Here is a 21,423-nt window from a genome sequence, read left to right on the forward strand (position 1 = left end):
GACGCCGGGTGTGGCTAGTCGCGTTGCAGGATCGCGGTCACGCCCATGCCGCCGGCCGTGCAGATCGAGATCAGGCCGCGGCCCGAGCCCTTCTCGTGCAGCAGCTTGGCCAGCGAGGCGACGATGCGCGCGCCGGTCGCCGCGAACGGATGGCCGAGCGCGAGACTCGAGCCGTTGACGTTGATCCGGGCAGGATCGATCGCGCCGAGCGGCGCGTCCAGACCGAGCCGGTTTCTGCAGTAGTCGGCCGATTCCCAGGCGCGCAGCGTGCACAGCACCTGCGCGGCGAAGGCCTCGTGGATCTCGTAGAAATCGAAGTCCTGCAGCGTCAGGCCGGCCGCCGCCAGCATGCGCGGCACCGCGATCGTCGGCGCCATCAGCAGGCCTTCGCCGTGCACGAAGTCGACCGCGGCCACCTGCGCATGCGTCAGGTAGGCCTGGATCGGCAGGCCGCGCCGGGCCGCCCAGTCCTCGCTGGCCAGCAGCACCGCCGAGGCGCCGTCGGACAGCGCGCTCGAGTTGCCGGCGGTCAGCGTGCCGGCGCTGCGGTCGAACGCGGGCTTGAGTGCGGCGAGCTTCTCGAGCGTGGTATCGGGCCGCAGGATGTTGTCGCGGCGCACCGCGCGGAACGGCACCACCAGATCGTCGAAGAAGCCGCGCTCGTAGGCGGCGGCGGCCTTGCGGTGACTGTCCAGCGCCAGCTGGTCCTGGTCGGCGCGCGCGATGCCCCATTCGCGCGCCATCATCTCGCAGTGCTCGCCCATCGACTTGCCGGTGCGCGGCTCGGCGACACCCGGAAACGAGGGCTTGAGCTCGCCGAACGAGAAGCCCGACAGCGCGGTCCGGAGCTTGTCCTTGAGCGTCTTGGCGCGATTGACCGCGAGCAGGCGCTGCTGCAGCGCGCGGCTGTAGACGATCGGCACGTCGCTGGTGGTGTCGCTGCCGCCGGCGATGCCGGCCTCGATCTGGCCGGTGGCGATCTTGTTGGCGATCAGGATCGCGTTGTCGAGCGAGGTGCCGCAGGCACGGGCCGTCGTGATGCCCGGCGTGGTCGGCGCCAGCCCGGACGAGAGCACGGCCTCGCGCGCCAGATTCCAGTCCGAGGCATGCTTGATGACCGAGCCGAACGCCACCTCGCCGAGCTCCTGGCCGTGCAGGCCGTAGCGTTCGACCAGGCTGCCGAGTGTCTTGACCGACATGCCGAAATTGCCGACGTCGGCATAGGCCGTGTTGTTGCGGCAGAACGGGATCCGCACCCCGCCGATGACGCCCACCCGATTGCTTGCAGTCACGATGATTCCCGTCGCCGTTTGACCCAGGTCAGAAGCGGTGGTCAAAGCGTTGATATGATGCGCCGAAACACCTTCTTCCAGTGTATGCCCTACGTTTTCGATCTTAACCGACTCGATCGCATCGCGTCGGAAGACGGGCCGCGGTTCCGCGCCGCCCAGCCCTATCCGCACATCGTGATCGACCGGTTCCTGAAGCCCGAGGCGGCGCAGCGGCTGGCCGACGCGTTTCCGGCGGCGAGCGACGACGTCGGCTGGGATCAGTACGCGGCGGCCGGTCTGGAAGTGAAGATGGGCACCTCGCACGAGGCGCGCTTTCCCGAGCCGCTGCGCGCGGCGATCCACCAGCTCAACGCCGGTCCGTTCGTCCGCTTCGTCGAGCGGCTCAGCGGCATCGATCACCTGCTGCCCGATCCGCATCTGGCCGGTGGCGGCCTGCACCTCACGCGCGCCGGCGGCCTGCTCGGCGTCCATGCCGACTTCAACTGGCACGAGCGCCTGCAGGCGCATCGGCGACTCAATCTGCTGATCTATCTCGGCCGCGACTGGCAGCCCGGCTACGGCGGCGAACTCGAGCTGTGGGACACCGCCGCCAAGGCGCGTGTGCACACGATCGAGCCGCTGTTCAACCGGGCCGTGCTGTTCACGACGCGTTCGGACAGCTTCCACGGCCATCCCACGCCGTGGTCGGCGCCGCCGGGCGTCGAGCGGCGCTCGATCGCGCTCTACTACTACACCAGCGCGCGTCCCGAGGAGGAGCTGCGGGCGCCGCACAACACGCTCTACAAGGGCTACCACTTCGACTGAGGCGGCCGCGGCCCGCTCCGGCCCGATCGCCGGCATCGAGCGCGGCGCCGGTGCGCCCGAGCATCGAAGCGCCCCCGGCATCCGAGGCGCGACGCCACGGCCGTTCGAGTCCGTCGCGCTGGAATCCGGGCCGGGCGCGCGCGCAGCGCTGATCGCGGCATCGAATCGGCACCGGCGGGCCACGGCGGTCGTCGCCATCCGGATCAGCCGCGCCGGACGACGGCCTCGCCGCTCACGCCTGCGGCGGTGCGGACTCGAACATCGCGTCAGCGGCGCTCCACATCTGCCAGTAGGCCGGCTGCTCGCGCAGGCACCGATCCAGGTGCGCGGCGTAGCGGGTCATGATCTGGCCGACGTCGGCCTCTCGCGGCAGCGTCTCGATGCGCAGCGTCCGCGTGCCGCTGTCCGGATCGAGCCCGCAGCTGAAGATCACCACCGGCACGCCGCTGCGCACGGCGAGCTCGGCCAGGCCGCACGGCAGCTGCACCGCACGGTCGAGCACCGACGCGCGGAACCTGGACCGGTCCGCACGCGGCGGCAGGTCGAGCATGCCGACGATGCTGCGTCCGGCGGCGAACGCCGCCTCGATCTGCGGCACGCTGCCGCCGAGGTACAGCGGCCCGGCCGATCCGATCCGGCGCAGCGCCCAGCCGCGGAACCGCCCGTACAGGACCGAGAGCCGGCCGACGCCGAGGTCGCCCGGCGCCGGCCGCCGCGCCAGGAAGTGCGCGTCGATGCCGTGCATCCGCAGCTGGCTCCAGACCCAGTGCCCGGCGCCCCAATGGAACGTCAGCAGCAGCGCCGGCGTGCCCGGAGCGGGCCATTCTCCGTCGCGGACGATGCGGCGGCGCCACCAGGTCCGGCTGCGCAGCAGGGTTAGATACGAATCGACCGGCTCGACCAGCCGCAGCAGCCGGTGCCGGCGCTTCCAGGCCGTTTCGTCGGCATCGGGCAGGTAGCGTCTTGCGACCGACCAGGCCGGCGCGACGCCGCTGCGGTAGAGCAGATCGATGCGCGCGCAGCGCCTGAGCACCGCGAAGCCGAGCGGCCACGGCAGCAGCGCGACCAGGCCCGGCAGCACGAACAGGAACAGCAGATCGGCGGCGGCGCGGCGAACGCGGTTTGACAGCTTCACGTGGCTATCGGCGATCCAACGGACGTCGCCACCGGACGCCCGTCCGGTTCGACTCGCATGGTCGCGGCCGCGCCGCGCCACCCCTCGCATCATCGACGGTCAGGCCGCCGGTCTGCGCCGCGATCGGTCCATGTGATCGCACCGGCGGCCGCTCGCGGGCGGCCGGCCAGATCGCCGATGGTACACTCCGCGGCCCCGCGCCGGCGGCTGCCGCCGCCTCGGCCCACGCCCGACTCCGATGTCCGATACCGCCCCGTTGCACTGCACCGCCGCGCTCGCGATCGAATGCGAGCTGGCCGGCGCGCCGCCGCAGGCCACGCTCGATCGCGCCCGTGCCGAGCGCTACGGCGACGCGCTCGCCGCCGATCTGCTGCGCCTGTTTCCGGCCGTCGCCGAGCTCGACCTGGTCTGCGCCGGAGCGCTCTACGATCAGGCCCAGCTGCTGCGTCCCGGTTGGCCGCTGCACGCGGCGCTGGCCGGCCTCGACGCGCGCTTCGGCTCGCGCGAGCGGTCCGCGCGCGTGCTCGCGATCGGCGCGCACGAAGGACGCTTCCCCGATGCCGCGCTCGATCCGGACCGGCGTCTGTACGGCAGCGCGATGCTGGTGATGCCATGGCTGCTGCGTGGCGAAGCCGAACGCATCGCGGCCACCGGTGCGCTGCTCGAACGCGAGCTGCTCGATCGCGGCATGGCCGGCGCCGATTTCGCGCTGACGCTGCGCGAGCTGCTCGGCGTCCCGATCCGCCACGTGCGGCATCTGACCGCGTTCGATCTGTGCGCGCTGGCCTGCGCGCAGTACGAGCATGCCGGACTCGGCGCGCTCTGGCAGATCGTCGAGACCGCGCTGCTGGCGCCGGAACGCGAGCAGACGGTCGATCTTGCCGACGGCGGCCGCCTGCACTGGCGCGGAGGGCATGTCGAGGCCGAGGCGGTGCACGATCCGCGCCGGCTCGCGCAGTGCGCGGCGATCCTCGGCGCGCACGGTCTGGAGCTTCGCACCGCCTGAGGGCGCGCGCCGCTCAGCTGCGCCGGTTGCGGCGGCGCGAACTGCCGAGCTTGCGGGTCACTGTGTTGCGGCCGATGCCGAGCGCTTCGGCGGCCTGGCTGCGATGGCCGCCGTGCGCGGCCAGTGCGACCTCGAGCAGCACCCGGTCCAGCTCGGCACGTGCATGCGCATGCAGGTCCTCGGTGCCGGTTTCGAGCATGCGCCGTGCCCAGTCGCGCAGCGGCTCGATCCAGACTGCACCGTCGGTGCCGGCATTGCGGCGCCAGTCGGCCGGCAGGTCGGCGGCGTCGATCTCGCGGCCGCTGGCCAGCACGCCGAGCCGGCGGCACAGGTTCTCGAGCTGACGCACGTTGCCGGGCCATTCGTGCTCGGCGAGCAGCGCGAGCGCCGCCGGCGTGAAGTGCTTGCGCTCGGTGCCGGCTTCCGCGGCGACCGCGGCGATGAAGTGCTCGGCCAGCGCGGCGACGTCCTCGCGCCGCTCGCGCAGTGGCGGCAGACGGATCCGCACCACGTCGAGGCGATGCAGCAGGTCGGCGCGGAACTCGCCGCGCAGCACCTTGGCGTCCAGATCCTGGTGCGTGGCGGCGATCACGCGCACATCGGCATGCAGCAGCTCGCGACCGCCGACGCGGTAGAACTCGCCGCCGGCCAGCACGCGCAGCAGCCGCGTCTGCAGCGCGGACGGCATGTCGCCGATCTCGTCGAGGAACAGCGTGCCGCCCGAGGCCTGCTCGAAGCGGCCGGCATGACGGCGCAGCGCGCCGGTGAACGCGCCGGCTTCGTGGCCGAACAGTTCCGACTCCAGCAGCTCGGCCGGAATCGCCGCCGTGTTGAGCGCGACGAACGGCTGCCGCGCGCGCGCGCTCTCGCGATGCAGGGCGCGCGCGACCAGCTCCTTGCCGGTGCCGGTCTCGCCGGTGATCAGCACGGTCAGGCCGCTCGCGGCGGCGCGGCCGATCGACCGGAACAGGTCGCGCATCGCCGGTCCGCGGCCGATCAGCTCGGCCTCCGGCTGCGCTGCGGGCGAGGCGGCCGGCACGGCGAGCACCGGCGACTGCGCCAGCGCGCGCCGCGCGACCGCGACGGCTTCGTCCAGATCGAACGGCTTGGCCAGATAGTCGAACGCGCCGTGGCGGTAGGCCGCCGCGGTCGAGGCCACGTCGGTGAACGCGCTCATCACGATGACCGGAAACGAAGGCTGCAGCGGCTGCAGACGCTCGAGCAGATCCAGCCCGCTGATGCCCGGCATGCGCACGTCGGTGAACAGCGCGGCCGGCCGCTGCTCGGCGAGCGCGTCGATCGCGCTCTCGGCATCGAGGAACTCGCGCAGCTCGAAGCCGGCGTCGCGCAGCGCCGCGCCGAGCACGCGGCGCACGCCGCGGTCGTCGTCGACGATCCAGATCGTGGCGGGCTCAGTCATCGTCGTTCACCGGCAGCAGCAGCGTGAAGGTGGTCGCACCGGGACGGCCCAGATGGCGCAGGTCGCCGCCGTGTTCGCGCGCGATCTCCTGCGCCAGCGCCAGGCCGAGGCCGGTGCCGTCCGGGCGCCCCGACACCAGCGGCTGGAACAGCGTGTCGGCCAGCTCGGCCGGCACGCCGCGGCCGTCGTCGATCAGATCGATGCGCAATGCCAGGCGGCGCCGCCGCTCGGCCAGGCGCACGCCGTGCTCGACACGCGAGCGCAGGGTCAGCTGCGTCGCGCCGGCTTCCACCGCATTGCGCGCGAGGTTCAGCAACAGCTGGTGCAGGCGGTCGCGGTCGCCGTGGATCGGCGGCACGCTCGGGTCGTAGTCGCGCCGGATCTGCGGCGCGCCGGTCTCGGCGCCGATCAGCGCGGCGACGCGCTCGAGCAGTTCGTGCGGATTGATCCGCGCCAGCCGCGGCTTGCCGCCGGCGCGCAGCAGGCGGTCGGCCAGCGCGGCCAGGCGGTCGGCCTCGTCGATGATCAGCTCGGCCAGCTCGGCCTGGTCCGGATCGCCGAGATAGCGCTTGAGCAGCTGCGCCGCGCCGCGCAGGCCGGCCAGCGGATTCTTGACCTCGTGGGCGAAGCCGCGCAGCGAGGCCGACAGCGCCGGCGCGGCCGCGTCGGCCGCGGCCGGCAGCCCGTGCCATTCGAACAGCAGCGCATCGCCGAACGGCGTGAACGCTGCATCGCCGGTCAGCTCGCCGCCGCTGCCGTCGCCGAGGCGGGCCTGGCGCAGCAGCACGGTACGGCCTTCGAGCCGCGCGCGCTGCGCCGCCTCGGCCAGGCTGTCGTTGTCGAGGTCGAGCGTCGCGCGCTCGGCTCCGGCGCGGCGGCGCAGCAGCGCGCCGAAGCGTTCGGCCATGGCCGGGTTCAGCCAGAGCACCTCGAGTCCGTCGTCGATGAGCGCCATGCCGGTGACGACGGCATCGAGAATGCCGATGGGATCCTCGGGGATTGAACGCACCGATTTGGCGTGTTGTGCCGGCATCGCACCATTCTAGTGCTGATTCCCCATTCTGATGCAACTGTCCCGGTTTCGAGCAGGCCCGGCCCGACGGGATCCCGATGTGCCGGCGCGGCGGCATTGCCAAATCCAGCGCGGCTGCCGATGTCGCGCCGCCGCAGACAGCACGGCCGTGCACGGCGGCAGGCTACGCTTCGGTTCTGCGGGCGCGTGCTCGCGCCACGTGCGCGACCGAGCGGGGGCCGGATGTCTTCGTGGCCGGCCCTCGTGCGCTGCGCGCGCGATGCCGGCTTCGGCGTCCTGGCGTGGCGGTGCCGCACCGGATCGGCGCGATGCCGGGCGGGATGCGGGGAGAACACGCGGATCGGGCGAGACGGGCGGGGCGCTCGCCGCGCGGAAGCGGTCGTGACGACCGGTGCGGATGGTTCTGGCAACGGCGTCGACGACCGGCCGGGCCGGCCGTCGACGCCGTCGGGCTCACTCGCAGGTCAGGCCGTTGACGTCGGCCAGGCGGATCCACTCGCGCTCGCCGCTGCCGGCCGGCACGCCCGTCGGCAGGCCGGGATTGGACGCGTAGCGGAACACGAACGTGCCGCAGCTCGGGAACTCGAACGTGACCGAACCCCAGGGCCTGGTCTGCGCGTCGAAGCCGGCGCCGCCGGCGAAGCGGCCACCCTCGACCCAGATCGCCGGCGAGGTCACCTCGCGCGCGCCGGGCTGGAAGTCGACGTTGCCGTTGATCCAGTACGGCAGGCCCAGGTCATCGAACGTGAACCACGCCCACTGCAGCACCATGCGCCGCGGGGTGCTGCCCGACGCCGGCACCTCGAAGATGTCGACGTACATGCCCTCGCCGCCGTGCGCGGGATCGAAGTACGCCGCGGTCTGGTAGCCGGTGATCGGCAGGCTGCGGAACGCGTCCGGGTAGGTCTGCTGGGTCGGGTTGTAGAGGCTGACGTCGGTGACGAAGAAGCGCGTGATGCCGCCGCCGTTGATCAGGTTGTCGAAGCGGATCGAGAACGGCAGGTTGAAGTCGAAGTAGCCGGCACCGCTGTACGGGTAGTTCTCGAGCACGTAGGTCGTGCTGTTGATGACCGGCGAGTCGACCAGCGTGTCGGCGATGATCGTGTTCGGCTCGGTCGCGACGCGCACGAAGCTCTTCGGCGAGTCGAAGCCGACGTTGTTGACGCTGTTGTTCTGCGCGACCTGGATCGCCGGAAACAGCGGATAGGCGTCGCGCCGGCCTTCGTTGCCGCCGAGCCGCTGGACGCGCATCAGCGTCGCCGAATTGAACGTGGTGTCGCTGCTGCAGGCCACGCGCCAGATGCGGATCGAGACGTTCTCGGTCGACGGATTCTGGTTGACGCGGACCTGATACAGCGTGACCTGCTTGTCGAACACGATGCCGCTCGGCTCGTCGGCCAGCGGATCGGCCAGGCAGCTCGGCGGATAGACGCGCAGCGGGTTGGCCTGCGGCAGGCCCGAATACTGGCTGGCGATCGACTCGTCCTGAGTCGTGGCCGCCGTCGGACGGCGCAGCAGGTCGGCGCGCGCGGCCTGCTCGGCGGTGACGCGCGCGGCGCGGCCGTCGGCATCCGGGGCATCGGCCGCGAACGCGGCGACCGCGGCGAGGCTGCCGGCGAGCAGGGTGGAAAGACGCAACAAGCGGGACATGGACATCTCCTTCAGGGGCGAAGCGCGATCGGACCCTAGCCCCGGGCCGTGAACGCGCAGTGAACCGAACAGACGGCGCTCGGATCGACACCGTCGCGCTGGCCGCCCGTACGCGCCGATGCTAACCTCGCCGCCCCGTCGCGGCGACCCTTGGCGATCGCACGGGCAGGTATCCCATCGAACGCCCATGCGGCCCGGCGGCCGGATCGCGTCCGCGGCGTCGGCCCGCGCGCTCACGTCCGCTTCCGCTGCCATGACCCTGATCGACATCGGCGCCAATCTCACGCACGAATCGTTCCGCCCGGATTTCGACGCCGTGCTCGCGCGCGCGCGAGCAGCCGGCGTCGAGCGCATCGTCGTCACCGGCGCGAGCGCCGCCGGCAGCCGCGCCGCGCACGCGCTCGCCAGGGCGCATCCGGACTTCCTCGATGCGACGGCCGGCGTCCATCCGCATCACGCGATCGACTACGACGACGCGACCGACGCGCTGCTGCGCGAGCTGCTCGGCGACGACCGCGTCAAGGCCGTCGGCGAGACTGGCCTGGACTATCACCGCAACTACTCGCCGGCGGCCGCGCAGATCGACGCCTTCGATCGCCAGCTGGCGATCGCGGTCGACTGCGGCAAGCCGCTGTTCCTGCATCAGCGCGACGCGCACGGCGATTTCCTCGCCTCGCTCGATCGCGTGCGCGACCGCATCGGCCGCGCCGTCGTGCACTGTTTCACCGGCGAGCGCGCGGAACTTTTCGATTATCTCGACCGCGACTGCTACATCGGCATCACCGGCTGGATCTGCGACGAACGGCGCGGCACGCACCTGCGCGAACTGGTCGCCTCGATACCGGCCGAGCGCCTGCTGATCGAGACCGACGCACCGTACCTGCTGCCGCGCGATCTGGTCCCCAAACCCTCGCACCGGCGCAACGAGCCGATGTATCTGAGCCATGTCTGCGCTGCGGTCGCGGCAGCGCGCGGCGAATCGCCCGAGGCGGTCGCCGAGCTCACCACGCGCAACGCGAAGACGTTCTTCGGTTTGTAACGGTCGCGCGACGGGACGTCAGCCGGCGCAGCGGCGACGAATTCCGCGTGGCGTCGTCGTCAACGGCACGGCGGCCCGCTTCATAGGGCTCGACGGATCACGCGATCGATCTGTGCGACGGCTCTCCACAGGGCCGGCGCCGCTGCCCGGACTCGATGCGACGCGCCGGTCAGTCCTGATCCTCGAAGCGCAGATGCTTGACGCTGCGGCCGCGACGCCGCACCAGCTTGAGCGACTCGATGCCGATGCGGATGTGCGCCTCGACGAAGCGCGAGGTGATGCTGCGGTCGCTCTGCTCGGTCTTGACGCCCTCGGGGATCATCGGCTGGTCGGAGACCAGCAGCAGCGCGCCGCACGGGATGTGGTTCGCGAAACCGGCCGCGAATATGGTCGCGGTCTCCATGTCGATCGCCATGCAGCGCGTGCGCCGCAGATACGACTTGAAGTCCTCGTCGTGCTCCCAGACGCGCCGGTTGGTCGTGTAGACCGTGCCGGTCCAGTAGTCGTGGCCGAGGTCGCGGATCGTCGTCGACACCGCGCGCTGCAGCTGGAACGCCGGCAGCGCCGGCACCTCCGGCAGCAGGTAGTCGTTGGACGTGCCCTCGCCGCGGATCGCGGCGATCGGCAGCACCAGATCGCCGAGCTGGTTCTTCTTCTTGAGGCCGCCGCATTTGCCGAGGAACAGGCAGGCCTTCGGCGATATTGCGCTGAGCAGGTCCATCACGGTCGCCGCGTTCGGGCTGCCCATGCCGAAGTTGATCAGCGTGATGCCGTCGGCCGTCGCGTTCGGCATCGGGCGGTCGCGGCCCTCGACCGGCACGTCGTGCCACTGCGCGAAGATCTCGACGTAGTGGCCGAAATTGGTCAGCAGGACCTGCTCGCCGAACCGCTCCAGCGGCGTGCCGGTGTAGCGGGGAAGCCAGTTGTCGACGATCTCGTTCTTGCTGCGCATCGGGCCAGTATAAGCGGGCCGCTCACGGCCCGGAGCGGGCCTGCCGCGGCGGCGTCGCGTGCAGCCGGCGCCAGGCGCGTCGCAACTGGCGCGCCGAGCCGAAGCCGCAGCGTTCGGCGACGCGGTCCATGTCCAGACGCGTATGGCCGAGCAGCTCGGCGGCCAGGGCGATGCGCAGGCCGTTGACGTAGTCGGGCAGGCTCATGCCGGCATGCTGGTTGAACAGTCTGGACAGTTGGCGCGGACTGGTGCCGACCGCGGCAGCCACTCGGGCGAGCGGCCAGGCGGCGGCCGGATCGGCGGCGATCAGATCCTGCGCGCGATGGACTGCCGGATGGAGGTGGTTGCGCCCGTCGAGCCAGGGCGAAAGCTGCGGATCGCCGCCGCCGCGACGCAGATAGACCACCAGCTGGCGCGCGATCGCGGCCGCGCAGGCCGGGCCGGTCCAGTGCGCGACCAGGTGCAGCATCAGATCGATGCCGGCCGTGACGCCGGCGCTGGTCCAGCAGTCCTCGTCCTCGACGTAGAGACGATCCTCGACGACGCGTGCGGCCGGCGCCAGCGCGGCCAGTTCGGCGCAGCAGTCGAAATGCGTCGTGCAGAGGCGCCCGTCGAGCAGGCCGGCGCGGGCCGCGAGCAGCGCGCCGGAACAGATCGAGACCAGGGTGCGCGTACGGCCGACCGACTGGCGCAGCCAGTCCACGATGGCCTGTTCGTCGGCCGCGTCGCAGCTCGGCTGCCGATCCGCGCCGGCGAACGCGACCTCATCGACACTGCCGGCGATCACGACGATCGCGTCGGCCGGCACGCGGCGCGGCAACGGTCCGAGACGGTCCATGCGCAGTCCGATCGAGCAGGTCAGCGCGCGCGTCGCCGCGACGTAGCGCACGTCGAAGCGCAGCTCGCGCTGTTCGAGATGGGCCCGGCGCAGCACCTCCAGCGGACCGGCGACGTCGAGCAGCAGACAGCGCGGCGGCAGCACGACCAGGACCGGGATCGTGCGGACGCTCATGCGGCGCGTGCGATCGATCCGGTCAGCGCTTCGGACACCTCGACGATCCGCGCGAAGCGGCCGGCCAGCACCAGCTCCGTCCGGGCGGCGATCTCGCCGGCTTCCCAGCGCCGGCCGTGCCGGTCGGTCATCGCGAACGTCAGCGTCGCCTCGGTCACGAAGTCGACCGCATAGCCGAGGTCCGAGGCGTGCCGGGCCGTGGTCTCGCAGCACTGTTCGGTGCGGATGCCGGCGACGATCACCCGGCCGATGCGCCGCTCGACCAGCCAGGTGCCGAGACCGCTGCCGACCAGCGCGCTGTGACGCGACTTGTGGAAGACCGCGTCGGCCTCGATGCGCAGTCCGTCCAGCGTACGCACGTGGCCCGATTCCATCGCGAACGGTCCCTGGGCGTCGACGTGGAAGACCTGCGCGATCGGCAGGCCGGCCGCGCGTGCGCCGTCGATCAGCGCCTGCAGCCGGTCCAGAAAATACGGAATCGGCGCCTCGTCCCAGTACGGACGGTGGCGGAACGATTCCTGGACGTCGATGACGATCAGAGCGGTATCGGCGGTGTGCATGGCAGGCTCCTGGCGGATCGGGAGCGTCAGTGTCCGCGCCCCCTCGACACGTCGAAAGATCCTCCCCGGACCCATACCGGACCGAAAACGCCATGCGCGCGAGCACTCATGGTCGTACGGCGCTCAGATAGTCCAGGCTCGCCTGCAGCATCGCGCGTGTCCCGGTCTGGAGCGCGGCTTCGTCGACGAAGAAGCGCGGCGAGTGGTTGCTCGGCGCAGTCGCCGGATCCTGGCCGGGCGGCGTCGCGCCGACGTTGAAGTAGACGCTCGGCGCCTTGGCCGCGATCGCCAGATGCGGAAAATCCTCCGAGGCGGTCCAGCGCTTGGCTTCCAGGACGCGATCGGCGCCGAGCGCGCGCTCCAGGCTCGCGCGGACGCGCCGCGTCAGCGCCGGATCGTTGACGTTGACCGGGTTGCTGCCGGGTACGACTGGAATTTCGGCTTCGATCGTCGCGCCGCTGGCCGCGGCGGTGTGCTCGGCCAGCCGGCGCAGGCTGCTCAGCGCCTGCTCGCGCATCGCCTCGTCGAACGCGCGTACCGTGCCGTGCAGCTCGGCGCGGTCGGGCACGATGTTGAAGCGCTGGCCGCCGTTGAAGATGCCGAACGTGACGACGGCCGGCTCGGCGTTGATGTCGAGCTGGCGGCTGACGATCGTCTGCGCGGCGCTGACGATCTGCGCGCCGATCACGATCGGGTCGATGCCTTTCCACGGCGTCGCGCCGTGGCTCTGGCGGCCGTGCACGGTGAGGCGGAACGTATCGGAGCTGGCCATCATCGGGCCTTCGCGCAGCGCGACCGTGCCGGCGTTGAGCGTGCTGACCACGTGCATGCCGAAGATCGCGTCGGGACGGAAGCCGGCGAACACGCCTTCCTCGACCATCAGCGGTGCGCCGCCGGCCTCGCCGGGCGGCGCGCCTTCCTCGGCCGGCTGGAAGATCAGCATGACCTCGCCGGACCAGTCCGCGCGCGCCGCGGCCAGCGCAGCGGCGACGCCGAGCGTCATCGCGGTGTGCGTGTCGTGGCCGCAGGCATGCATGACGCCGACCTCGCGGCCCAGATACTCGCCGCGGGCGCGCGATGCGAACGGCAGATCGACCTCCTCGGTGACCGGCAGCGCGTCCATGTCGGCACGGATCGCGAGCTTCGGACCGGCCCGGCCCGAGCGCAGCACGCCGGTCACGCCGGTGTGGGCGATGCCGGTGCGCACCTCGTAGCCGAGCTTGCGCAGTTCGTCGGCGACGATCTTCGCGGTGCGGACCTCGCGGTTGCTCAGTTCCGGATGCTGGTGCAGGTCGCGCCGCCAGGCCGTGATCTGCGGCAGCAGGCGCTGCACCTCGGCCGCGCTGCGGTCCGGCGGCGCCGCCTGCACGCCGCTCATCGTCAACGAAAGCGCGCCGATCACAAGGCGAAGTCGCATCACGCAGTCTCCCCGATGTCGCCGACGGGCCGGCGGTGCGGCACTTTCGCATCTCGGCCGACATCTGCACAGCGCCTGCGCTGGCGGGCGGACCCCGGCACGTGGTGGCCGGCAGAGATCCCGTGGGGTGATCGTGCGAGCCGAGCGCATCGGGAGTCCTCCTCGATCGGCGATCGGGCAGGCGCGCGCCAGATGAAAGTGTTGGGCCAACCGCGCGTCGGCATCGGATTGCCGGGCCGGACGGCGCCCCCGCTCAGCGCCGGCGCAGCCGGAACTGCACCGGCACCACGACCTCGACCGGATCGCCCTCGATCTCGGGCGGCGGCGCCGGCAGCGGCTGGGCGCGGCGCACGACGTCGAGCGCCTCGGCATCGAGCAGGTCCGAGCCGCTGCTGCGCTCGAGCCGGACCGCGTGGACGCCGCCGCGGCGATCGACGCCGAAGCGCAGATAGGCCACGCCCTCGTGACGCTGGCGCAATGCGCGCGTCGGGTAGCGGCGAAAACCTTCGAGATGGCCGAGCAGGCGGCTCTGCCAGGCGACCTCGGCTGCGGGCCGGCCCTGCGTGCTGCCGCGTTGCGGCGTGGCTGCGGGGTTCGCCGTCGCGGTTATGGCGGCCGCGGATTCCGAGTCCGGTTCTGGGCTCGATGCCGCTTGCGACGACGTCGCGGCGGCATCGGTGTGTTCGGGCGTCGGGGCCGCCGGCGCCGCCTCGCGAGCGGGCGGCGGTGTCGCCGTTTCGACGGCGGCGCGCTGGGGCAGGGGACGCTCGAGCGGGCGCGGCGCGTCGGCCCGGAGCGGTTGCGGCGCGGGCTCGGGTCGGCGGGGCTGCGCGGGCTCGGGCGGACTCGTGAGTGCTGCTGCCGGCGGCTGCGGCGGCGTCGCGGCCGCCGCCGACGATGGCGGCGGACTCGCCGCCTGCAGTTCGACCAGGATCGCCGCCGGCGCCGCAGCGGCCGCGTCGGGCCGCGCCGCGCGCGGCCACAGCCAGGCCGCGATCAGGCCGTGCGCGGCCAGTGCCGCCGCCAGCGCCACGCCCCAGCGCTTCGTCGGCCGGGCCGCCGCGCTCACGGTGCGGGTGCGGCCTCCAGGCCGACCAGGGCGACGTGCCGATAGCCGGCGTCGCGCAGGCGGTTCATGACGGCCATGACGCTGCCGTAGTCGATCGCGCGATCGGCGCGCAGGAACACGCGCCGTTCGCGATCGCCGCCGCTGGCCGCGTCGAGCGCGGCGGCGAGCTGCTCCGGCGCGACCGGTGTCTCGTCCAGCTGCAGCGAGCGGTCCGGCGCCAGGCTCAGAAACAGCGCCTGCGCGTCGCGCGGGTGTGCCGCGGCGTTCGACTCGGGCAGGTCGACGTCGGTATCGACGGTCGCCAGCGGCGCCGCGATCATGAAGACGATCAGCAGCACCAGCATGACGTCGATGAACGGCGTCACGTTGATTTCGTGCGACTCGTCGAGATCGTCCTCGTCGTCGCGACCGGTGCGCATGCCCATCGAGGCCCCTCGCGATCAGGCGGCGGCGATCCGGCCGGCGCCGGATCCGTGCGCGGCGGCGCGCCGATCCAGATCGCGCGAGACGATCCGCTGCACCGCGGCCGAGAGGTCCGCCGTCTGCATCCGCAACGCGGCGACGCTGCGCGCGAAATGGTTGTAGATCACCACCGCCGGAATCGCGGCGACCAGGCCGAGCGCGGTCGCCAGCAGCGCCTCGGCGATCCCTGGCGCGACCACGGCGAGCTGGGTGGTGTGCGAACGGGCGATGCCGATGAAGCTGTTCATGATGCCCCAGACGGTGCCGAACAGGCCGACGAACGGGGCCGTCGCGCCGATCGTCGCGAGCAGGCCGGTGCCGCGGCGGAGCAGACGCGCCTGTGCCGCTTCGAGCCGTTCGAACTGCGAGGCGATCCGCGCCTTGACGCCCTCGGCCGGCAGGTCGCGCGACAGCGCGAGTTCGCGCTCGGCGGCCTCGACGAAGCGGCCGGCAATGCCTTCGGCCAGCGCGCCGTCGCGCTCGATCGCGGCCAGCGACGCGGCCGCGGCCAGGCGTTCGCCGAGCGCGCGCTGACGGCGCGCGACGTCGCGCAGCTCCCAGGCCTTGGCGATCAGGATCGTCCAGGTCAGCAGCGAGGCCAGCGCCAGGCCGATCATCACCGCCTGCACGACCGCGTCGGCGGCCAGGAACATGCCCCACGGCGACAGATCGCGCGGCAGGGGGTCGATGGCGGTGGCGGCGAGTAGCGGGTCGGCCATCGTCAGCACGGCCTCGCCGCGGCAAGAGCGGCCAACGCGGGATCGGTACCGCAGCACGGGCACGCGGTCGCTCGGGGGCAGGTCATGGCATCGGCGGTCAGAGGGTGCGGCGCCGCGCGCGCAGCGAGGCGCTTTCCCTGCACACGATCCTGAACTAAAATGAGAACCATTCTCACTCGTATATGCAATCAAACGGGACCATGATATGACCAGCGCCCCCCTCATTGCCAACCGGCTCCCGCGCCGCCTGCCGGCGCGCCTCGCACTGTGCGGCGCGCTCGCTGCGGCGCTCGCCGCCGGCGCCCAGGCGCAGCCGCTGCCGCCGCCGCCGCCCGCCGATGCGCAGGACGGCACGGTCTATCTGTCGCCGCTGGTGACGCAGGCCGATGCGTCCGATCCCTATGCCGAGCCCGCCGCCGAAAGCACGATCAGCGCCGATGCGATCGATCTGTTCGGCGGACAGAACCTCGACGACGTGCTGCGCTCGACCGCCGGCACGTTCACGCGCGACAACCCGCAGAACCCGGGCGTCGCCGTCAACATTCGCGGTCTGGAAGGCTCCGGCCGCGTCAACATGACGGTCGACGGCGTTCGTCAGAGCTTCCGCTTCACCGGCCACGAGGCACAGGGCTTCACCTACGTCGATCCCGCGCTGCTGGCCGGCATCGACGTCAGCCGTGGCGCGGTGTCCGGCGTCGGCGGCGCCGGCGCGCTGGCCGGCTCGGTCAACTTCCGCACGCTCGGCGCGGACGACATCCTCAGCGGCGGGCGCGACGCCGGCGGCTTCGCGGCACTGAACTGGGGCGACAACGGCTCGGGCTTCGCGCCGGTCGCCGCCGGTGCGGCGCGCTGGGGCGCGGTCTCGCTGGCCGCGGCGGTCAGCCGGCGCTCGCCGGACGACTACGACAACGGCGACGGCGTGGAAGTCCCCGGCACCGCGCAGGATCTCACCTCGGGCCTGGTCAAGTTCGAGTACCGCCCCAGCGAGACGCACCGGCTGAACCTCGGCGGCGTCTATTACGACAACGACTTCCTCGCCAACTCGTACAACCAGAACATCGACTCGCGCCAGTACACGGCCGGCTACGCCTACACGCCCGGCACCGACTGGGTGAACCTGCGCATCAACGCCTACCGCAGCGACGTCACGATGACCTACGACGATGCGCCCGGCATCCCGACCGGCGGCACCGCGATGGGGCGCGTGATCGAGGACGTCGGCACCGGCTTCGACCTCAGCAACACCTCGCGCCTCGGCGCCAACGTGACGACGACCTACGGCGTGGAGTACTTCCACGACGACGTCGACGTCGTCAACAGCGCCGCGGTGCCCGATCGCGGCGTCAACCCCAGCGGCGAAAGCTCGATCGGCGGCGTCTTCGCCGATACGCGGTGGAGCGTCGGCCTCGCCGACCTCATCGTCGGCCTGCGCTACGACCGCTTCACGGTCAAGGGACACGGCTCGGTCACCGCCGGCAATCCGCTCGGCATGCCCGAAGGCCCGTACACGGTCGACCGCTCCGACGGCCGCTTCAATCCGAAGCTGACGCTGGCGCTCAGCCCGGCCGACTGGGTGCAGCCCTATGTCAGCTGGAGCAAGACCTTCCGCCCGCCGACGATCTCCGAGACGATGACCGGCGGCAGCCATCCGGCCTCCGGCGGCCCGCCGCAGTCGTTCTTTCCGAATCCGTTCCTGAAGCCGGAGACCTCGCGCGGCTGGGAAGCCGGCGCCAACTTCGTCGCCGGTCCGGCGCTGACCGCCGACGACAGCCTGCGCGTCAAGCTCGGCTACTTCCACAACCGCGTCGACGACTACATCACCGCGGTGATGGGGCAGGGCGTCTACTTCGGCAACAATCCCGGCACCTCCACCGTCAAGGGCGTCGAGCTCGAGGGCGGCTACGACGCCGGGTTCGTGTTCGCGAACCTGAGCTACACCCACACCGACTCGGACCTGCCCTCGCAGGTCAACGGTTTCGGCGCGCAGAGCTACGTGCCCGACGACGTGCTCAGCGCGACGATCGGCGCGCGCATGCTCGAGCGCAGGCTCACGCTCGGTACGCGCTACTACAAGGTCTCGCGCAGCTTCATCGGCGACATCAATGCCTACGACGGCGATCCCTGGGATCCGGGGTATCACCTGGTCGACCTGTTCGCGAACTACGTGTTCCGCAACGGTACCGAGCTGCGCGCGAACGTCTCGAACCTGCTCGACGAGGCCTATACGCCGGTGCTGAGCACGCCGGCCGGCGGCAGCGAGATCGACACCGGACGCGGTCGCACCGTGTCGCTGACCGCGAAGTTCCGCTTCTGATCCGCGCGCCGGCGGCCTCGGTCGGAAACGTCCGACCGAGGCCGCCGTTCGTCCCTTCCGCCGCACCGTCGCCACGGCGCGGCGGACCGTCCGAGGAGATCGACATGACCATCCGCCACCCGCTCGCCTTCGCGCTCGTCCTGGCCGCCGCTCCGGCCGTGGCGGCGGATTTTCCGCTGTCGTTCACGGCCGATGGCGCCAGCCGCTGGTACGAGTTCTATACCGATTCGTTCGCGCAGCTCGACAAGGGCTACGGCGGCGATCCGGCGCTCGACGGCTACTTCCGCATCGGCGCCGAAGCCGATCCGTTCGCGCCGAGCGTGTTCGAGGAAGCCGGCGACGGGGCCGACGTGTTCCCGCACGAGCGCGCGTTCGCCGACATCGGCACGATCAGCTACGACGGCTCGGGCGACGGCACGTTCCCGATCACGGCGGTTACGCTCGACGTGTCGCCGCACGTGACGGCCGAATACGGCGTGCTCGGCACCGACTACCGGACCACGGTCAGCCAGCCGGTCGGCACGGTCACCGTCAGCGGCGGCGTGGTCACCGACATCCGGCTGGAAGCGGCGATCCGTTTCGAGCTCGACGCGAACTACATCCCCTCGATGGGCTGGCTGCCGTACGACGGCACGCTGTCGATGGCCGGCGACCGCTTCGACCTTTTCGTCGACGACGAGTACGCGTTCACCCATGGCAACCTGCGCTACGTCTGGGATCTGACCGGCGGCATCGACGGCGTCGGCAGCGCCGCCGACCGCATCTTCGATTCGGGTTTCGAATGAGCGGCCGGCGCGCGTCGCGCGGCGGGCCCCGGTGGGCACGAGCGGTGCCGGATCGCGCGGGCGAGACAATGGGCTGATTTCCGGTCTTCCACAGGGCTACAATGCAGCCGACCCGGCGATCGACGCGATGCGTCCGGGGCGCGCAGCAGCCGTGGCGCGCCTCGCGGCGAGGTATGTCGAGTCGGTCACCGCACATCGACGACGGGGGCGAGGTGATCAGCGGCGGTATCGAAGCTCGAGCGGATACGAAGACATTGCGAGTGGCCCTGGTCGAGGACGACGCCGAACTGCGTGACGCGATCCTGATGCCGGCGCTGGTCGAGTCGGGCTTCGACGTCGCCGCGTTCGGCAGTGCGGCGGGTCTGTATCGCTCGCTGCTGCACCGCAGCTTCGACGTCGTGGTGCTCGACGTCGGCCTGCCCGACGAAGACGGTTTCGACGTGGCCCGCTATCTGCGCTCGCTGTCGTCGATCGGCATCGTCATGCTGACCGGACGCGCCACCAGTCCCGATTTCGTACGCGGCCTTCGCGACGGCGCCGACGCGTACCTGACCAAGCCGATCGATCTGGACGTGCTGATGGCGACCCTGGACAGCCTGTCGCGCCGGCTCGTATCCGAAAAGGTCGAGCGTGCCGTCGAGGGTTCGTGGCGGCTCGGCGACGGCGACTGGAACCTGCTGACGCCGGACGATGCCCGCATCGATCTGACCGCCTCCGAGCGCAGCATCCTGCGTCTGCTGTTCGACGCGCGCGGGCAGCCGGTCATGCGCGATGCGCTGATCGCCGGCCTGACCGCCGACGTCTACGATTTCGATCCGCACCGGCTCGAGATGCTCGTCCATCGCTTGCGCCGCAAGGTCGCCGGCGGCTGCCGCCATCCGCTGCCGCTGCGGGCGGTGCGCGGCAAGGGCTACGTGTTGGCGGTCAACCGCGCGGCATCGTCCGCGCCGCCACGCGCCTAGCCGGGCGCCGGCCGGTTCGCCGCACGCGCCGCGGCCGAGTCCACGCGGGGCAGGCGCATCCGAAAGCGAGCGCCGGCATCCGGCGCGTTCTCGACGCTGAGCGTGCCGCCGGCGTTGCGGACCAGATTGGCCGCGACGGCCAGGCCCAGCCCGGTCCCCTGGCCGCTCGGCTTGGTCGTGAAGAACGGCTCGAAGATCCGCTCGTGCAGATCCGAGGCGATGCCCGGACCGCTGTCGGTGAACACGATGTCCACGTCCGGCCCGTTCGGCCGCACGTCGATCTCGAAGCGGCCGCCGTCCGGCATCGCATGGTTGGCGTTGGCGGCGATGTTGAGCGCGACCAGCGCGAACTGCGCCGGATCGAAACGCACCGGCAACGGGCCGCTGCCGGCCACCGTGACGCGCATGCGGATCGACGGATCGAGCAGCTGCACCAGCATCGGCTCCATCTCGCGGACGGCGGGTCCGGCGTCGAGGATCTCGATCCGGGTCGCGTCGCTGCGGCTGAAGTTCAGCAGGTTCTGGGTGATCGAGGCGGCGCGCCGCGCCGCCGATTCCATGCCGTCCAGGCTGCGGCGCAGCTCGTCGGGTTCGCGGCTGTTGCGGCTGCGCTGCGCGTAGCCGAGCATCAGCCCGAGCAGGTTGTTGAAATCGTGGGCGATACCGCTGGCGAGCCGCCCGACCGCCTCCACCTTCTGCGCATGGAACAACTGTTCGCGCACGCGCGCGTGCTCGGCGATCTCGGCCTCGAGCCGCCGGTTGATGCGCACCAGCTCGTTGCCGCGCCGGTTCGCCTCGCCGAGGCTCTCGCGCAGCGCCGCCACCGCGCGGTCGATGACGATCGCGATCAGCAGGAACAGCGTCGCGGTGATCATCACGCCGATCGCTTCGTCAGCGAGCGACGCGGCCGTGATCTTGCCGGCACGCACGTCCACCGCGAAGCCGATCGCGAATGCGACGATCATCCAGCCGTACATCCACCACAGCGCGCGGCGCCCGAGCACCAGACCGGCGATTGCGATCCACACGACCTGGATCGGCTGTTCGTAGGTCTGTGCGCCCAGGCCGCTGGTGGCGTACGACAGCACCATCAGCAGCGCGACCACGCCGAGCACCAGACTCGCGGCCGCGCGGAACCGACCGCGCCGGATCATCGCCAGCCCGATCCAGGCCATCGTGCTCAGCGACAGGCTCATCAGCATGCTGGCGGTCTCGCCGGGCCGCCACGGAAGCGCGCTGGCCGTGATCCGGTACAGCCACATCAGCGGCGGCACGCAGCCGATCACGATCAGCACGATCTGCAGCATCGGCGCATTGCGGCGGTCGACCGGATCGCCGATCGGCGCCGACGCCAGCCAGCGGCGCAGCCGGTACCAGGCAGTGGGTGCAGCGCGGGATTCGCTCATTCGGACCGAGCCATCGAAGCGGCGATACGGAGCGGCCGTTATACACAGACGGTCCTCGCGCATGCCAGCCGCGACCGGACCGTCGCATGCGGCGTCGCCCCCGGGGCGCACGGATGCCTCGCGCGGCGAGGCGGCGCAGGCGAGCCGTGCGCGTCGCCGGCCGGGCCGGGCAGCATGGATGGGCCCTCGCACACCTCCCGGTCGTCACGAGTCCCGATGCGCGTCCGGCAGGGGGCGTCGAAGCCGGGCGATCGACGGTGCCGCGACGACGCGTGGCGGGCGCTGGCGGCGCGCCGATGCAGCGGTCGCGGGGCTGCCCGGCACGCGCGCCGAAGACCGCCGGCCTGACCGGCGCCGGCATCGCGTGCTGGCAGCCGCGGACGATC

Annotated in this window: 19 protein-coding genes; 6 read left to right on the forward strand and 13 right to left on the reverse strand. The window is 71.7% G+C overall.

Going from position 1 to position 21,423, the window contains the following annotated elements:
• Window positions 1-14: 14 nt before the first annotated feature.
• Window positions 15-1,292, reverse strand: coding sequence for an acetyl-CoA C-acetyltransferase (locus VMR06_RS04270; protein ID WP_325373363.1), 1,278 nt, complete (start codon window positions 1,290-1,292; stop codon window positions 15-17).
• A 174-nt stretch (window positions 1,293-1,466) separates the two neighbouring features.
• Between VMR06_RS04270 and VMR06_RS04275 the strand changes: the two genes are divergently transcribed.
• Window positions 1,467-2,096 (forward strand): 2OG-Fe(II) oxygenase, encoded by a 630-nt coding sequence (locus tag VMR06_RS04275; protein WP_325373365.1) that lies wholly within the window; start codon window positions 1,467-1,469, stop codon window positions 2,094-2,096.
• A 232-nt stretch (window positions 2,097-2,328) separates the two neighbouring features.
• On the opposite strand, the gene VMR06_RS04280 is transcribed toward VMR06_RS04275, so the two are convergent.
• Window positions 2,329-3,231, reverse strand: coding sequence for a hypothetical protein (locus VMR06_RS04280; RefSeq protein ID WP_325373366.1), 903 nt, complete (start codon window positions 3,229-3,231; stop codon window positions 2,329-2,331).
• Between the two features lie 238 nt (window positions 3,232-3,469).
• Here VMR06_RS04280 and VMR06_RS04285 point away from each other — a divergent pair, with 238 nt between their 5' ends.
• Entirely contained in the window at window positions 3,470-4,237 is a 768-nt protein-coding gene (locus tag VMR06_RS04285; RefSeq protein WP_325373367.1) for a hypothetical protein, read from the forward strand.
• A 13-nt stretch (window positions 4,238-4,250) separates the two neighbouring features.
• Here VMR06_RS04285 and ntrC read toward each other — a convergent pair whose 3' ends face one another.
• From ntrC to VMR06_RS04300, 3 genes are all read right to left on the reverse strand, one after another.
• Window positions 4,251-5,657 carry a nitrogen regulation protein NR(I) gene (gene ntrC, locus VMR06_RS04290; protein ID WP_325373368.1) on the reverse strand — a complete coding sequence of 469 codons (1,407 nt, stop codon included), beginning with the start codon at window positions 5,655-5,657 and terminating at the stop codon, window positions 4,251-4,253.
• Window positions 5,650-6,666, reverse strand: coding sequence for a two-component system sensor histidine kinase NtrB (locus VMR06_RS04295; protein ID WP_325373370.1), 1,017 nt, complete (start codon window positions 6,664-6,666; stop codon window positions 5,650-5,652). Before VMR06_RS04295 ends, ntrC begins: the two co-directional genes overlap by 8 nt.
• A 477-nt stretch (window positions 6,667-7,143) precedes the next feature.
• Window positions 7,144-8,340: a hypothetical protein gene (locus VMR06_RS04300; protein WP_325373372.1), complete on the reverse strand. Its 1,197-nt coding sequence runs from the start codon at window positions 8,338-8,340 to the stop codon at window positions 7,144-7,146.
• A gap of 253 nt (window positions 8,341-8,593) precedes the next feature.
• Here VMR06_RS04300 and VMR06_RS04305 point away from each other — a divergent pair, with 253 nt between their 5' ends.
• Window positions 8,594-9,379, forward strand: a complete 786-nt coding sequence (locus tag VMR06_RS04305) for a TatD family hydrolase (RefSeq protein ID WP_325373374.1) — start codon at window positions 8,594-8,596, stop codon at window positions 9,377-9,379.
• 169 nt (window positions 9,380-9,548) lie between these two features.
• Here VMR06_RS04305 and VMR06_RS04310 read toward each other — a convergent pair whose 3' ends face one another.
• The 7 genes from VMR06_RS04310 to exbB all read right to left on the reverse strand — a co-directional run bounded on the left by VMR06_RS04310 (window position 9,549) and on the right by exbB (window position 15,570).
• Window positions 9,549-10,331, reverse strand: a complete 783-nt coding sequence (locus VMR06_RS04310; protein WP_325373377.1) for an AMP nucleosidase — start codon at window positions 10,329-10,331, stop codon at window positions 9,549-9,551.
• Window positions 10,332-10,353: 22 nt separating this feature from the next.
• Complete coding sequence (locus tag VMR06_RS04315; protein WP_325373379.1) at window positions 10,354-11,343, reverse strand: GlxA family transcriptional regulator; 990 nt, start codon at window positions 11,341-11,343, stop codon at window positions 10,354-10,356.
• Window positions 11,340-11,903 carry an isochorismatase family protein gene (locus tag VMR06_RS04320; protein ID WP_325373381.1) on the reverse strand — a complete coding sequence of 188 codons (564 nt, stop codon included), beginning with the start codon at window positions 11,901-11,903 and terminating at the stop codon, window positions 11,340-11,342. The genes VMR06_RS04315 and VMR06_RS04320 overlap by 4 nt, the downstream gene beginning before the upstream one ends.
• A gap of 106 nt (window positions 11,904-12,009) precedes the next feature.
• Window positions 12,010-13,320: an amidohydrolase gene (locus VMR06_RS04325; RefSeq protein ID WP_325373383.1), complete on the reverse strand. Its 1,311-nt coding sequence runs from the start codon at window positions 13,318-13,320 to the stop codon at window positions 12,010-12,012.
• Between the two features lie 253 nt (window positions 13,321-13,573).
• Window positions 13,574-14,389, reverse strand: a complete 816-nt coding sequence (locus VMR06_RS04330; RefSeq protein ID WP_325373385.1) for an energy transducer TonB — start codon at window positions 14,387-14,389, stop codon at window positions 13,574-13,576.
• The gene (exbD, locus tag VMR06_RS04335) at window positions 14,386-14,814 is read right to left on the reverse strand and encodes a TonB system transport protein ExbD (protein ID WP_325373387.1); all 429 of its coding nucleotides are present in this window, start codon (window positions 14,812-14,814) and stop codon (window positions 14,386-14,388) included. The genes VMR06_RS04330 and exbD overlap by 4 nt, the downstream gene beginning before the upstream one ends.
• A 15-nt stretch (window positions 14,815-14,829) precedes the next feature.
• Entirely contained in the window at window positions 14,830-15,570 is a 741-nt protein-coding gene (gene exbB / locus VMR06_RS04340; RefSeq protein ID WP_325373389.1) for a tonB-system energizer ExbB, read from the reverse strand.
• Between the two features lie 205 nt (window positions 15,571-15,775).
• Between exbB and VMR06_RS04345 the strand changes: the two genes are divergently transcribed.
• From VMR06_RS04345 to VMR06_RS04355, 3 genes are all read left to right on the forward strand, one after another.
• Window positions 15,776-17,884, forward strand: a complete 2,109-nt coding sequence (locus tag VMR06_RS04345) for a TonB-dependent receptor domain-containing protein (protein WP_325373391.1) — start codon at window positions 15,776-15,778, stop codon at window positions 17,882-17,884.
• A 104-nt stretch (window positions 17,885-17,988) separates the two neighbouring features.
• The gene (locus VMR06_RS04350; protein ID WP_325373393.1) at window positions 17,989-18,669 is read left to right on the forward strand and encodes a hypothetical protein; all 681 of its coding nucleotides are present in this window, start codon (window positions 17,989-17,991) and stop codon (window positions 18,667-18,669) included.
• A 260-nt stretch (window positions 18,670-18,929) separates the two neighbouring features.
• Window positions 18,930-19,631 (forward strand): response regulator transcription factor, encoded by a 702-nt coding sequence (locus tag VMR06_RS04355; RefSeq protein ID WP_325373394.1) that lies wholly within the window; start codon window positions 18,930-18,932, stop codon window positions 19,629-19,631.
• Here VMR06_RS04355 and VMR06_RS04360 read toward each other — a convergent pair.
• Entirely contained in the window at window positions 19,628-21,037 is a 1,410-nt protein-coding gene (locus VMR06_RS04360) for a sensor histidine kinase (protein ID WP_325373396.1), read from the reverse strand. The genes VMR06_RS04355 and VMR06_RS04360 overlap by 4 nt on opposite strands.
• Between the last annotated feature and the right edge of the window lie 386 nt (window positions 21,038-21,423).

The sequence above is a fragment of the Dokdonella sp. genome, from assembly GCF_035511235.1.
GTDB lineage: Bacteria > Pseudomonadota > Gammaproteobacteria > Xanthomonadales > Rhodanobacteraceae > Dokdonella.